The 13,287-nt window shown below is 70.2% G+C and carries 15 protein-coding genes; 11 read left to right on the forward strand and 4 right to left on the reverse strand.

Features of this window, described 5'->3' with window-relative positions:
- The 5 genes from VE172_RS13755 to VE172_RS13775 form a co-directional block, all read left to right on the forward strand.
- On the forward strand, positions 1-972 hold a 972-nt coding region (locus VE172_RS13755), incomplete at its 5' end, for an aminotransferase class I/II-fold pyridoxal phosphate-dependent enzyme (protein WP_324802490.1).
- Positions 973-1,028: 56 nt separating this feature from the next.
- Positions 1,029-2,270 (forward strand): MFS transporter, encoded by a 1,242-nt coding sequence (locus VE172_RS13760; RefSeq protein WP_324802491.1) that lies wholly within the window; start codon positions 1,029-1,031, stop codon positions 2,268-2,270.
- Between the two features lies 1 nt (position 2,271).
- On the forward strand, positions 2,272-2,475 hold the full coding sequence (locus VE172_RS13765) for a DUF3046 domain-containing protein (RefSeq protein WP_324802492.1): 204 nt from the start codon (positions 2,272-2,274) through the stop codon (positions 2,473-2,475).
- Positions 2,476-2,622: 147 nt separating this feature from the next.
- A complete protein-coding gene (gene recA, locus VE172_RS13770) occupies positions 2,623-3,672 on the forward strand; it encodes a recombinase RecA (protein WP_324802493.1) in 1,050 nt (349 codons plus the stop codon).
- A gap of 10 nt (positions 3,673-3,682) precedes the next feature.
- A complete protein-coding gene (locus VE172_RS13775) occupies positions 3,683-4,225 on the forward strand; it encodes a regulatory protein RecX (protein WP_324802494.1) in 543 nt (180 codons plus the stop codon).
- 6 nt (positions 4,226-4,231) lie between these two features.
- Here the strand turns inward: VE172_RS13775 and VE172_RS13780 are convergent, their stop codons facing one another.
- From VE172_RS13780 to VE172_RS13790, 3 genes are all read right to left on the reverse strand, one after another.
- Complete coding sequence (locus VE172_RS13780; RefSeq protein WP_324802495.1) at positions 4,232-4,633, reverse strand: DUF5955 family protein; 402 nt, start codon at positions 4,631-4,633, stop codon at positions 4,232-4,234.
- Positions 4,630-6,246: a hypothetical protein gene (locus tag VE172_RS13785; protein WP_324802496.1), complete on the reverse strand. Its 1,617-nt coding sequence runs from the start codon at positions 6,244-6,246 to the stop codon at positions 4,630-4,632. Before VE172_RS13785 ends, VE172_RS13780 begins: the two co-directional genes overlap by 4 nt.
- A gap of 166 nt (positions 6,247-6,412) precedes the next feature.
- On the reverse strand, positions 6,413-7,303 hold the full coding sequence (locus VE172_RS13790; protein ID WP_324802497.1) for a 5'-methylthioadenosine/S-adenosylhomocysteine nucleosidase family protein: 891 nt from the start codon (positions 7,301-7,303) through the stop codon (positions 6,413-6,415).
- 60 nt (positions 7,304-7,363) lie between these two features.
- Between VE172_RS13790 and VE172_RS13795 the strand changes: the two genes are divergently transcribed.
- Entirely contained in the window at positions 7,364-8,296 is a 933-nt protein-coding gene (locus tag VE172_RS13795) for a hypothetical protein (protein ID WP_324802498.1), read from the forward strand.
- A gap of 283 nt (positions 8,297-8,579) precedes the next feature.
- Positions 8,580-9,230 carry an NUDIX hydrolase gene (locus VE172_RS13800; protein ID WP_349258375.1) on the forward strand — a complete coding sequence of 217 codons (651 nt, stop codon included), beginning with the start codon at positions 8,580-8,582 and terminating at the stop codon, positions 9,228-9,230.
- Here VE172_RS13800 and VE172_RS13805 read toward each other — a convergent pair.
- Positions 9,227-10,138 (reverse strand): cation diffusion facilitator family transporter, encoded by a 912-nt coding sequence (locus VE172_RS13805; RefSeq protein ID WP_324802500.1) that lies wholly within the window; start codon positions 10,136-10,138, stop codon positions 9,227-9,229. The two genes, VE172_RS13800 and VE172_RS13805, sit on opposite strands and share 4 nt — an antisense overlap.
- Positions 10,139-10,303: 165 nt before the next feature.
- On the opposite strand from VE172_RS13805, the gene VE172_RS13810 reads away from it, so the two are divergent.
- From VE172_RS13810 to VE172_RS13825, 4 genes are all read left to right on the forward strand, one after another.
- Positions 10,304-11,089 (forward strand): hypothetical protein, encoded by a 786-nt coding sequence (locus VE172_RS13810; protein WP_324802501.1) that lies wholly within the window; start codon positions 10,304-10,306, stop codon positions 11,087-11,089.
- 5 nt (positions 11,090-11,094) lie between these two features.
- Complete coding sequence (locus VE172_RS13815) at positions 11,095-12,348, forward strand: sensor histidine kinase (RefSeq protein ID WP_324802502.1); 1,254 nt, start codon at positions 11,095-11,097, stop codon at positions 12,346-12,348.
- Positions 12,349-12,388: 40 nt separating this feature from the next.
- On the forward strand, positions 12,389-12,703 hold the full coding sequence (locus VE172_RS13820) for a hypothetical protein (protein WP_324802503.1): 315 nt from the start codon (positions 12,389-12,391) through the stop codon (positions 12,701-12,703).
- 28 nt (positions 12,704-12,731) lie between these two features.
- The coding region (locus VE172_RS13825; protein ID WP_324802504.1) for a response regulator transcription factor at positions 12,732-13,287 on the forward strand (556 nt) is incomplete at its 3' end.

Genomic DNA, 13,287 nt, shown 5'->3' on the forward strand with positions numbered 1-13,287 from the left:
GCCGCCGTGCCCACCGCTCCCGCCGGCTACCGCCAGGCCGGCCCGCTGCCGCCGCTGATGGCCGCCGCCCGGGGACGCTTCGCCGCCGACGGCGTCGAGGGGGCCATGACCGTCACCGGGGGCGCCCTCGACGGCATCCAGCGCGCGCTCACCGGCCACGCCGCCCCCGGCGACGCGGTGGCCATCGAGGACCCCTGCTGGGCCAACCTGCGCGACCTCATCGTGTCCCTGGGCATGCGGCCCGTGCCGGTTCCCGTCGACGCCCACGGCCCCGTCCCCGAGGACCTGGACGACGCCCTGCGCCACGCCCGCGCCGCGGTGATCACCAGCCGCGCCCACAACCCCACCGGCGCCTTCATCACCGCCGAGCGCGCCGCCGCGCTGCGCGCCGTCCTGTCCGACCACCCCGACGTCGTGGCCATTGAGGACGATCACTGGGCCGAGCTGTCGGACGACCCCCTCAGCCCGGTCGCCGACGCCGCGCGACGCTGGCTGTTCATCCGCTCGGTGTCCAAACCGTACGGACCCGACCTGCGCTGCGCCGCCGCCTGCGGCGACGACACCACCATCGCCCGCCTCCAGGGCCGGATGCGGGTCGGCGCCGGATGGGTGTCGACGATCCTGCAGCACCTGGTGCTCGGCGTGTGGAACGATCCGCGCACCCCCGAGGTGCTGCGCGCCGCCCGCGACTCCTACCGACGCCGACGCCGCGGGCTGCTGGACGCCCTGGCCGTCCACGACGTGCCCGCCAGCGGACACACCGGCCTCAACGTGTGGATACCGGTCGACGACGAGACCACCACCGTCGCCGCGCTGCGCGATCGGGGATACGCCGTGTCGCCCGGCGCCGGCTTCCGCATCGACGCCCCCGCCGCCATCCGGGTCACCATCTCCGGAATGAGCCAGAACGCCGCTCCCGCCGTCGCCGAGGCCGTCGCCGCGGCGAGACGCGCGTCATATCCCCTTGCCTAGACCCGCCGCGGCGGTCCACTCTGGCAGCGCCCCGCCCCCCGCGAGAAAGCCCTCATATGGTCACCGTCGACACCGCCCGCGTCCAGAAACGAACCCTCGGCGTGCTGTTCGGCACCCAGGTGGTCGGCGGGGTCGGCGTCGCCATCGGCATCGCCGTGGGCGCCCTGCTGCTCGACGACCTCACCGGCGGCCCCTCCCTGTCCGGGCTGGGCTCCTCGGCCTCGGTGATCGGCGGGGCGCTGTTGGCCATCCCGATCGTGCGCATCACCAACCGCGACGGCCGCCGCGGCGCGCTGTCCTTCGCTTATGCCGTGGGCATCGTGGGCGCCGTGGCCGTGGTCGCCGCCACCGTCACCCGCTCCATCCCGCTGGCCTTCGTCGGCATGCTCGCCTTCGGCGGCGGCACCGCCGCCAACCTCCAGGCCCGCTACGCCGCGGTCGACCTGGCCGAGCCCGAACACCGCGGACGCCAACTCTCCCTTGTGGTCTGGGCCGCCACCCTGGGCTCCGTCTCCGGACCCAGCCTGGCCCCCTTCGCCGACAACGCGCTGCGCGACTTCGGCGGCCCCCGCTACAGCGGCCCCTTCATCGCCAGCGCCGTCGGCTTCGGCGTCGCCGCGGTGATGCTGTGGGCCCTGCTGCGCCCCGACCCGCTGGTTCTGGCCCGCCAGCACAGCGGGGAGCCCGACGGCCCCCGCCCCGGCATCTCGGCCGGCTTGAGGGTGGTGCGCGCCAACCCCGTCGCCCGCACCGGAATCCTCGCCGTGGCCCTGGGCCACTTCGTCATGGTCGCGGTGATGGCCATGACCCCCATCCACATCAAGCAGGGCCTGCACGACCCCGACACCGTCACCACCGTCGTGGGAATCGTGCTGAGCGTTCACATCGCGGGCATGTACGCCCTGTCCCCGCTGGCCGGATACGCCGCCGACCGCTTCGGCTCCCGCCGCGTCATCACCGCCGGCATCGTCGGCCTGCTGGCCGCCTGCGCCACGGCCGGCACCGCCGGCGACAACCACGTCCAGCTCGCCATCGGCCTGCTGCTGCTCGGCCTCGGCTGGTCGGGCACCATGGTCGGTGGATCGTCCATGTTGACCGGAGCCGTCGCCGGTGCCGAACGCCCCGCCGTCCAGGGGCTGTCCGACCTCACCATGGGCTGCGCGGGAGCCTTCGCCGGCGCGGTGAGCGGCTTCATCGTCTCCGGCCCCGGATACCCCACACTGGCGGCGCTGGCGGCCCTGGTGATCCTGCCCGTTACGGTTCTGGTGTTGCACAAGCCGAAACCGACGGGAGCCTGACGTGCGGATCAGCCATTTCTGGGACAACATGACCGCCACCTTCGGCCGCGCCTACGCCGAGAGCGTCGCCACCGATCAGACATTGCCCCAATTGGACGGTCGGACCGTCAAGGACGCCCTCGCCGAGGGCTGGGACGTCAAGGCCGTGTGGATGGCGGTGTGCGAGGCGTACGGGGAGCGGGTTCCGCGGGGAATTCGCCGTTGACCCCCCGCTCGAACGTTCGTCCTAGTATGGTGTCGTTCGATAGCGACACGGCGACTGGTCGCAGACGTCCATGTCACAGCCCGGGACTACCGTGTGCGCATGGCTAAGACAACAAGCAAGAAATCCGTGACAACGGGAGGGGCCGCCATGGCAGGCGCACCTGACAAGACCAAAGCCCTCGATTTGGCGCTGGCGCAAATCGACAAGCAGTTCGGCAAGGGCTCGGTGATGAAGCTCGGCGAACGCCCCAAGACCAACATCAGGGCGATTCCGACCGGCTCCATCGCCCTGGACGTCGCCTTGGGAATCGGCGGGTTGCCGCGCGGCCGGATCATCGAGGTGTACGGGCCGGAGTCCAGCGGTAAGACCTCGCTGGCGCTGCACGCCATCGCGAGCGTGCAACGCGACGGCGGCATCGCGGCCATTGTGGACGCCGAGCACGCGCTGGATCCCGAGTATGCCAAGAACCTCGGCGTGGACACCGACGAGCTGCTGGTATCGCAGCCCGACACCGGTGAGCAGGCCCTGGAGATCGCCGACATGCTGGTGCGTTCGGGCGCCGTCGACCTGATCGTCATCGACTCGGTGGCCGCCCTGGTGCCGCGCGCCGAGATCGAGGGCGAGATGGGTGACAGTCACGTCGGCCTGCAGGCGAGGCTGATGAGCCAGGCGCTGCGCAAGATCACCGGCGGGCTGGCCAACACCGGGACGACCTGCATCTTCATCAACCAGTTGCGCGAGAAGGTCGGCGTCTTCTTCGGTTCCCCGGAGACCACCTCCGGTGGTAAGGCGCTGAAGTTCTACGCCTCGGTGCGCCTCGACATCCGCCGCATCGAGACCATGAAGGACGCCGGCGAGGCGGTGGGTAACCGCACCCGGGTCAAGGTGGTCAAGAACAAGGTCTCCTCGCCGTTCCGCCAGGCGGAGTTCGACATCCTCTACGGCGAGGGCATCAGCCGCGAGGGGTCCATCATCGACATCGGCGTGGACGAGGGCATCATCCGCAAGTCGGGCGCCTGGTACACCTACGAGGGCGACCAGCTGGGTCAGGGCAAGGAGAAGGTGCGCACCTTCCTCAAGGAGAACCCGGATCTGGCCAACGAGCTGGAGAAGAAGATCAAGGAGAAGCTCGGCGTCGGTGTCGAGGCCGAGAGCGACGGCGAGTCCGCCGCCGAGAACCCGCCCGTCGACTTCTGATCGTTTGTCCATGAAGGACAAAGAGGAGCGCGATCCCGCCGAGCGGGCGCGGGAGATCTGCCTGCGCCTGCTCGACGTGCGCCCCCGCACCTACATCGAACTGGCCGAGGCGCTCACCAAGCGGGGCATCCCCGACGAGGTGATCGACGAGGTGCTGGACCGTTACCGCGAGGTCGGCATGGTGGACGACGCCGCCTTCGCCAGGGCGTGGGTGAGCAGCCGCCACCGCGGCAAGAAGCTGTCCCGGCGCGCCCTGTCCAGCGAGCTGCGCCGCAAGGGCGTCGACACCGAGCTGGTGGACGAGGCCCTGGAGCAGGTCGACGACGACAGCGAACGGGAGGCCGCCCGCGAGTTGGTGGTCAAGCGCCTGCGGAGCATGGGTTCGGCGCCGCCCGACGCGGTGTTCCGCCGCCTGGTGGGGATGTTGGGCCGCAAGGGTTACGGCTCGGGGGTGGCGATCGGCGTGGTGAAGGAGGTCCTCGCCGAGCACGCCGCCACCGCCGAGATGGCCGAGCAGATCGACGCCGACGCCCTGGAGGACATCGACGGGTAGGGCGCCTCAGGCCCCCTTGGCGCGATTGACGACGTCGAGGATCTTGGCGACGAGCTCGGCGAAGGACCTGAGGGGCTCGGTGAGTTTCAGGACCGAGTCGGCGAAGCGGCGGATCCTGCCGAGCTCGGCGTCGGACTTCACCGCGGACTCCAAATTCGCGACGGCGCTTTCGGCGGTGTCGCGGTCGGCCAGATCGGCGTCGTGGACATCGAGCAGGCGGCGCAGGTCGGCCAGCAGTCGTTCGAGCTCGCGCGCGGTCCCGGCCGGGGCGTCGGCGCCGGTGTGGCCGGTGGCGCGCTCCCCGAAGGCGTCGACGCGCATCCGATTGCGGTCGCCCTGCTGTCCGATGTAGAAGCGGTTGTTCTGTCCCGCGTTGGTGATGCCGCGGTTCGGTTCGTCCTCGGTCACGCCGATCCTCCGTACTGAGTGTTGTCGTCGCCCTGTTGGCCGATTCTGAAGGTGTTGCCGCTTCCGGCGTTCAGGCTGCCCCGATTGGTGCCGATCAGTCCATTGTTGATGATCGTGTTGGCGCGGCGGTCCACCTCGAAGGTGTCGACGTGCTTGCCGCGCAGGAAATCGACGCTGGTGCGCAGGACCTGACGTTCCAGGATGCGGGTGTACTTGACGACGTCCCGGCGTTGGAAGTAGTTGTGGGCGGCCAGGTCGGTGCCGAGTTCGCGGACGCTGACGCGGGCGCCGTGGTCGGTGGCGGCGAGGGGGTTTCGCGGAGTGTTGCTGCCGTGCCCCAGCGCCCTCAACCCGTCGCCGCAGTCCCGTGCCAGGTTGATGGGTGCCCTTCCGACGATGCGGGGCAGGTGCCCGAAGGCGCGCACGGCGTCCAATGCCATGGCCGGGCCCCCGACCCGGGTGCGGTCGCCGAAGACGTGGAACTCGGCGCGGGTGGGTGGCAGCGCGAAGCTGGAGAACTCCATGTACAGGGTCTCGCCCTGGAGGGCGGCGTGCACGTAGACGGTGGTGACGATCTCGCCGTCCCACGCGACCACCTGACACTTCAGGTAATGCCGCAAAACGGTGGTGGGGTCGCGCTTGACGTCGTCCATGGTGAACCGGCGGTCGGGCCGCTGAAGCTGCGCGATTCGATGGACCGGGCCCTCGGTTTCGACGCCCGCGATGAACGCCACGTCGGTGATGTGAAGGTCGGGGAGCTGATACGAGGCCGGGGTGGGAAACGCCAGGCGGGACAGCTCCCGCTTCAGATGTCCGGTCAGCTCCACGGTGTCGAAGTGCGGGAAGCCCGGGTCTTCGGGGTCGTCGACGCCCGGGGTGTCCGCGCGCCGCAACGGAAGTGCGAACTGCCAGGTGCGCAGCTCCGATCCCGATCCGATGAACGGGTTGTCGTCCGCGTACGTCACGACGTCACCGAACTGGCCGCCGTGGATGCGGTGGAGATTGCCGTCGCCGCCGTCGGGTGTGGCGCTGGTGTGCGGCACCTCGGATATGTTGTGGCGGCGGATGATCGCGAAGGCGCAGGCGATCGCCGCCAGGAGCATGAAGTTCAACGCCGACAGGCCCAGCTGATCGGAGAGCGCCGATGCGGCGCTGAGCCCCGTCGACACGTCCGCGAAGGTGATGGCGGTGAGGAACGCCATGACGGCCGTCATGGTCCCGAGGAGGAGCAGCATCCCGCGCGCGAGCAACCGTTGCGGCGACACGTTCGCCGAGCCGCGCAGCAGGCGGATGCCGTCGGTGTAGAGCTTTGACACCGACGCGAGCCATTGCCACTCGACCAGAATCGCGAGGGTCACGAGGGCGGCGAGGGGCGCGGCGGCGAGAAATACGAGTTCGCAGAGGATCACGGCGATGTTTTGCAGGATGTCGATGCCGCGCGCGCGTTTGGCGTGCCTGAGCACCTCGGCGGCGTCGGCGGCGGCGTAGGGCGCGACCGCGCGGTCGGGTTGGTGGTAGATCTCGTTGAGGATGTCGCGGCGGTATTCCTCGTCGAGGTAGGTGCCCGCGCACAGGTGCAGCGTCGCGAGGGTGTGTCTCCACGGTGTTGACATTGCCACTCCTGAACGGTCGTGTCATGTGGACAGCGTGGCCGGTGGCCGGAGTTTCCGTGTGGACGTACAAGTCTCACGCGCGGCTGAGAGCCGTCGCGGACGCGGAAGTCGCCAATGTGGGTCCCGAACGCCGAATGTGTGACACGGCGTCAGAAAGCTGACACGATCAGTCCTCGCGGCGCACGTTGACCTCGCCCCGGGCCCCTTCGCCGAAGCCGCCGATGTTCAGGGTGTTGTTGTCCCCCTTGGACGCGACATACGTGACGGAGCGCGGCTCGCGCTCGGCGTCGGGCGGCGGCGAGTCGTCGACGTCCATGTGGTGCAGCACCTCGAAGGCGAACGCCGCCGCGTGTCGGGCGGCCAGCGGCTGCCATTGCCGATCCGCGCTGACACCCTTGTCTCCCAACAGATCCGAGATGCCGCGGACCACCAGCGACTCGACTCCGTTATGGGCTCGGGCGCCCCGCAGGAACCCGTAACCCTCCATCTCGATGCCCAGCGCGTCGTCGCAGTGCCGCTCGATGAACCGGGCGGTGTCCGAGTCGACCCCGGTGACGACGGTGCCGCCGGACGCCAGCGGGCCGATCCGCGCCGCCGGCGTCTCGCCGTGCGCCCCGGTGGTGATGCGGCGCTGCCACTGGCGATCCCGCACCACCGCGTGCGCCCGTTGCAGCGCGGCATAGGTCGAATCGAGCGTCTTGACGCGGGGTCGCAAACCGGAGTCCGTGTCGCGTCCGGATTGATAGTCATAGATGTGCGAGGCCGCGACGACGTCGCCGTGCCGCACCTTGCGGCGCCCGCCGGCGATGCCCACGAAGATCGCCACCCGGGGCGAGAACGCCGATATCGCCCGCTCCACCTGGGCGGCCGTGGGGGCGTTGTCGCGGCCGGTGAGCGCGACGACGACCCGCCAGGACGCGAAGCCGCCGATGTCGTAGACGGCGCCGTTGACGGTCTCGCGGCCGACGGTGCCGGTGAGGTGCTCGGTGATGGCCTGGTGCTCCAGGTCCAGTGCCGCACACAGCACCGCGGTACGGGGGGTTCGGGGGGTGGGCATGAAAATACGATAGAGGAACGAACCCGGCGATAGTGATTCCATAAGGGATGTGAATCGGCCATGAGGACGCAGGAGATTCGCCTCGAGCTGCGCAGACTGCACAGGGGACGGGGCGTGCACGGCGCCGACCTGCGCGGGCGGCTGGGGGAGCGGCTGATGGCGCTGGCCGCGGCGGACGACGACACCGACGCGGCGGAACTGCGGCGGCGGCTCGTCGCGCGTCTCAAGGACTGCGCCGCCGGGCTGCCCGCGCCCGAGCGCGCCGTGGTGGTCCGTGCGTTGGGAGTGGACGGCGGCGAGGCGGACCTGGGGGAGCGGCTGCGGGGCATCGCGGTCGAGCTCGGCTGCTCGCCGCGCACGGTGCAGCGGAAGGTCGACGCGGCCGAAAGGCTGCTGGCCGAGCGGATTCGCTCACGCCTGTCGGCCAGCCCCGACGACGGCTGGTACGTCCGGCGCCTCACCGCGCACATGCTGCTGGACCGACCGGACGTGATGGCCTTCGAGGAGCGCGAGATCGTGTCCACCCATGACGGACTGGAGACGGTGACCCTCCCCTTTGACCTGCCGGAGAACCCCGGTCCACAGGGGCCGCGGTTGCGCGTCGAGGTGCGTTTCGGCGGCACGCTCGCCGCGATGAACCGGTCGTCGCCCCGCCGCCCCGAGGTGACCGTGGAGCTGTCGAAACCCTTGCGGGAGGGGGAGAGCCACGCGGTGGCCGTCGACATCACCGTGGACGCCGGGCGGCTCACCCGTCCCCATTACATCCTCATCCCGGAGCGCCGCTACGACAATGTGGACCTCAGGGTGCGCTTCGGTGCCGGGCGCGCCCCCGCGTGGGTGCGCAGGGTGGAGGCCGAGACGGTGCGCACGTTCGATCCGCCCCGGATGCGCGGTGAGGCGCTGACGCCGGACCGGTCGGGCGAGGTGGCCGTCAGCTTCGGCAACCCCCGGCTGCAACTCGGCTACGGCGTCCAATGGGGAGTCGAAGAGTGAGGGGCGCGGCGGGGGTCAGCACAACCCCCGCCGCGGTGGCGTGTGGCGCGGTGGTGCCACACGGTCCCCCTGGGCGGGTCTCCTAGCAATGCGTCTCCATGCCGAACTCCTTACGTGAATGGCTTGAACGGTAAGGGTTCCCGGAAACCCGCCCTTAAGGTCCTTATGACGTTAAGGGGTTTCGTCGACGATACCGCGCTAAGGTCTTCGTGTCAACGAGACGAGAAGGGCTGCGGCGGTGACTCACGACGACGGGATACCCGCGACGACGGTGACGGTGGACATGGCGGTCTTCACCGTCCGCGATGGACGATTCGGGATACTGCTGGTGCGCAGGGGGAATCCGCCGTTCAAGGGCAAGCTCGCCCTGCCCGGCGGGTTCCTGGAACCCGACGAGGACCTCGACGACGCCGCCGCGCGCGAACTCGCCGAGGAGACCGCGCTGTCGGCCGCCGACGTCCACCTGGAACAGTTCCGCGGCTACGGCGCGGTGGGCCGCGACCCCCGCACCAGGGTGGTGACCATCTGCTACCTGGCGCTGGTCCCCAGCCCTCCCGCGGTGGTGGCGGGCGGCGACGCCGCCGACGCGGTCTGGGTCGCCGTCGACGACATCCTGGCCGATCCGTCCATGATGGCCTTCGACCACGCGCGGATCGTGCGCGACGCCGCGGCCCACGCCCGCGGCAAGCTCGAACACACCACGATCGCCGCGGCCTTCTGCCCCAAGGAATTCACCCTCAGCGACCTGCGCCGGGTGTACGAGATCGTGTGGGGCGAGGCGCTCGACCCCCGCAACTTCCACCGCAAGATCATGAAGGTGGACGACTTCCTGCTGCCCACCGGCACCGCCACCACGAGAGACGGCGGCAGACCCGCCGCCCTGTACCGCGCGGGCGCCGCGACCCAACTCCGCCCGCCCCTCTACCGTCGCTAATCGGGCGTCGGATCCAAGAAGACGTACCTGATCTGCGGGATTCGCTCGCGCAGCCGATGCTCGGCCGAATCGCTGTCGGCCTCGATCGCGGCGCCGAGCGCCGAATCGGTGAAGTCCACCTTGGCCGCCACGAAGATCTGGTCGGGTCCCAGGTGGATGGTGTAGAGCTGACGCACCCGATCGATGGTCTCCACCTTCGACAGTTCGTCGATGATGAGGTTCTGCAGCCGCAACGGAACCGACTGCCCGATCAACAGCGACTTGTTGTTGATCGCCAGGGTCACCGCCACCGTGATCAACAGGACGCCGATCAGGATCGACGCCGCGCCGTCGTACAGCGGGTCGCCCGTCAGCTCGGTGAGGACGAGGCCCGCCCCCGCCAGAACCAGCCCCGTCAACGCCGCGAGATCCTCCAACACCACGGCCTTGACGGAGGTGTCGGGGGTGAGGCGCAGGTACGTCCACCACTTGACGTCCAGGCGCTTGGCCGCTCCGTTGGTCTGGCGCAACCCCTTGATCAGCGAGATCGTCTCCAGCCCAAAGGAAACCACCAACACCACGTACGACACCAGATAGTCGCCCGGCGGCTTGCGGGCCGTGATCTCGGAATACCCGTGCGTGATGGAGAAGCCGCCGCCCACGATGAACATGAACGCCGCCGCCAAAAACGCCCAGAAGTACGCCTCGCGCCCGTATCCGAAGGGGTGCCGCCGATCGGCGGGCCGCGCCCCCCGCAGTAGCGCCACGTACAGGAAGACCTCGGTGGTGGTGTCGGCCACCGAATGCGCCGCCTCCGACAGCATCGCCGCCGAACCGCTGATCAACCCCGCCACGGCCTTGGCCACCGCGATGGCGACGTTCATCGCCAGCGCGACCAGGACCGTACCAACGCTTTCGGAATCGCTCACCGGACACTCGTCTCAGCCAACCATGGGTGGATTGATCGAAATATTACGGCGCGTAGCCGCGCTTTGGGGGACGCGCGACATCCCGTCCACAATCCCCCGCGCGGGGGAGGCCACCCCCTCGGTGGCGCGAGGCCCCGCGCCGCCGCGCGCCGCAGCCTGGAACCCATGACCACAACGACCACCCGCCCCCGCCGCGCCGCGGTGCTGGCGCTCGGCTGGACGGCGGTAGCCGCCCTGATCGTCTACGCCACCTGGAACCGCGGCATCGCCATGGACCTGATGCTCGCCGCCATGTCCGTGGTGGGCCTGTTCTCCCACGACGCGGTGCTGCCCTTCCAACCCGACTGGCTCGGCGCGGCCCTGCGCGCCACCGCCACCGTCGCCGCCGCCTACCTGGCCTGGCGCCTGATCCGCTACCACCGCGTCACCAGGGGCGCGTGTGGACGGTGCGGCCGCACCGCCACCGCCGCCGATCCGAGTCGCCGCCGCGCCCTGGCGCTGTGGGCGGCGTACGTCTCGATCCTGCCCGCCGCGGGCTACGCCGCGCTGAAGATCACCTGGGCCTTCGGCGGCACCATCGGCCTGGCCGACCCCTCGGTCTTCGCGGGCATCAAACCCTGGACCCCGGGCTTCGCCGACACGGGCGTCATGGCGCTCATCGGTATCGGCGTCGCCCTGGCCATGGCGCACCGCCGCCCGCGCCCGCCGCGCTGGCTGCTGCTCACCCCCACCCTCATCGGCCTGGCCATGCTGATCCCCGTGTCGATCCTCGGCACGGCGGGCAACATCAGCGGCGCCAACGCCGCGGCGGGCTTCCTGTCCACGATGTCGGCATGGGTGCTGTGGTTTGTCTACGGCTGCTTCACCGTGTGGGCGGTGTGCCTGTCGATCGTCACCGTCGAATACCACTACGGCACCCGCGGGCGCTGCGCCACCTGCGGCCGCGGTTAGCCGCCATGTCCACGACCCGCCCCGCCTGTGCCAAGATCGTGCCCATGTGGTGGCGTCCCGTATTCGGCTCCCGCACCTACCGAGGCTGGACCTGGCTGATCCTGGGCGGCGCCATCCTGATGCCGTACATGATGGTCGGCCAGGTCGTCGCCGTCGTCGTGACGGGACACGGCCGCACCCAGACGGGCGATCCACTGTGGGCGGTACAGTTCCCGATCTTCCTGGCGGCGCTGCCCGTGATCGCCGCCAGCGGGCTGCTGCTTCCCGTCCGCCCCACGGCGGTCCTGCTGGCCCGCACCCTGCTGGCCACCGAGATCCCCGAGGTCACCCCGTCGCGCACGTGGGCCCGCCGCGGTCGCGACGCCGCCTGGTTCACCATCCATCTCGGCGTCGGCGGCCTGCTCAGCGGACTCACCCTGGCCCTGGTCCCGTTCGCGGTCTTCCTCGTCGTCGTCCCCTTCTTCCCGCACCCCCACACCATCCTGGCCACGGTCGGCATGAGCGGCTGGCCCCTGGGCTGGGGCCCGCCGCTGGGCCCGCTCATCCTGATCTCCCTCGTCTACGTCATCGCGGCGGCCACCGCGCTGCTGCGCCGCGCCGCCCCCCTCCTGCTCGGCCCCACCGCGGCCGAACGCCTGGCCACCGAGCGCGCCGAACGCACCCGCCTGGCGGTCCGCAACCGCATCGCCCGCGAGCTCCACGACTCGGTCGGCCACGCCCTGTCCGTGGTCACCGTCCAGGCTGACGCCGCCACCCGCGTCCTCCGCGACGACCCGTCCTTCGCCCTGCGCGCCCTGGAAGCCATCTCCGACACCGCCCGCCACGCACTGGACGAACTGGACGCCGTCCTGGGCATCCTGCGCGAGGACGGCCCCGCCTCCACCGAGGTCGCCCACACCATGGACGACCTCCCCGACCTGCTGCGCACCTGCGGCCTGAACACCGAAACCGACATCGCCCCCAACCTCGCCCCCCTGCCCCCGGTCCTCTCCCGCGAGGCCTACCGCATCGTCCAGGAAAGCCTCACCAACGCCCTGCGCCACGGCGCCGACACCACGGCCACCATCCACATCGCCCTCGACGCCAACACCCTCGCCATCCACATCGCCAACCCCATCCCCGCCACGGCCCACCCACCCCACCCCGGCCGAGGCATCACGGGCATGACCGAACGCGCCACCGTCCTCGGCGGCGACCTCACCGCCGCCCCCCACGACGGCCACTGGGTGGTCGACGCCCGATTTCCCTTGGGCACCTGATGATCCCCGCGAGGTTGCGCCGGGTGGCTAATCTGCGCCCGTGAATCACAGTTCCCCGATCGCCTGTGCGGTCATCGTTGTCGTCGGCATCCTCGTGATCGCGCTCATGGCCACGACGGCAGGAAAGTCGGGCCGCGGTGGCGGTACCACCAACGACTACTACTCGTACGGCTCCAGTGATGGTTCGCACTTCACGAACGACGACTCGGGCCACCATCACCACCATCACCACGACAACGGCGGTTCCTACGATGGCGGCGGCGACTCGGGCGGCTGGGACGGAGGCGACTCGGGTGGTGGCGACTCTGGAGGCGGTGATTCGGGAGGCGGCGACTCAGGCGGCGGTGGCGACTGATCACGTGTCGCTCGGCTAAGGTCACGGCGTGACGCTGAATGTCCTGCTCGCCGACGACGAGGACCTGATCCGCGCGGGGCTGGCCGCCATCATCGAGGCCGAACCCGACATGACCGTGGTGGGGCAGGCCGCCGACGGGGTGGACGCGGTCGGGCACGCCAGGAGATTGGGGCCCGACGTCGTGTTGATGGACGTGCGAATGCCCCGGGTGGACGGGATCGAGGCCACCCGACAGATCTTGCGGGACATGGGTTCGCCGCCCAAGATCATCGTCGTGACCACATTCGACAACGACGACTACGTGTACGAGGCGCTGCGGGCGGGGGCCGATGGGTTCTTGTTGAAGCGGACGCGGCCCGCCGACCTGGTGGCGGCGATTCGGTTGGTGGTGTCGGGGGACGCGTTGTTGTTTCCCGCGGCGGTGCGGAAGCTGGCGTCGCGCCATAGTGGGCGGTCGAGCCTGGACGAGGCGAATCTGACGGCGCGGGAGTCGGAGGTGTTGCGGCTCATGGCGCGCGGCAAGTCGAACGCCGAGATCGCCGGGGAGTTGTACGTCAGCGCCGAGACGGTGAAGACGCACGTGG

The organism is Stackebrandtia sp. (assembly GCF_035643755.1).
GTDB lineage: Bacteria > Actinomycetota > Actinomycetes > Mycobacteriales > Micromonosporaceae > Stackebrandtia.

Coding starts and splice junctions, on each gene's coding strand:
- VE172_RS13795 (WP_324802498.1), top strand. CDS start 7,364: ATGAGGACGCAGGAGATTCGCCTCGAGCTGCGCAGACTGCACAGGGGA.
- VE172_RS13800 (WP_349258375.1), top strand. CDS start 8,580: ATGGCGGTCTTCACCGTCCGCGATGGACGATTCGGGATACTGCTGGTG.
- VE172_RS13815 (WP_324802502.1), top strand. CDS start 11,095: ATGTCCACGACCCGCCCCGCCTGTGCCAAGATCGTGCCCATGTGGTGG.
- recA (WP_324802493.1), top strand. CDS start 2,623: ATGGCAGGCGCACCTGACAAGACCAAAGCCCTCGATTTGGCGCTGGCG.
- VE172_RS13810 (WP_324802501.1), top strand. CDS start 10,304: ATGACCACAACGACCACCCGCCCCCGCCGCGCCGCGGTGCTGGCGCTC.
- VE172_RS13775 (WP_324802494.1), top strand. CDS start 3,683: ATGAAGGACAAAGAGGAGCGCGATCCCGCCGAGCGGGCGCGGGAGATC.
- VE172_RS13760 (WP_324802491.1), top strand. CDS start 1,029: ATGGTCACCGTCGACACCGCCCGCGTCCAGAAACGAACCCTCGGCGTG.
- VE172_RS13785 (WP_324802496.1), bottom strand. CDS start 6,246: ATGTCAACACCGTGGAGACACACCCTCGCGACGCTGCACCTGTGCGCG.
- VE172_RS13790 (WP_324802497.1), bottom strand. CDS start 7,303: ATGCCCACCCCCCGAACCCCCCGTACCGCGGTGCTGTGTGCGGCACTG.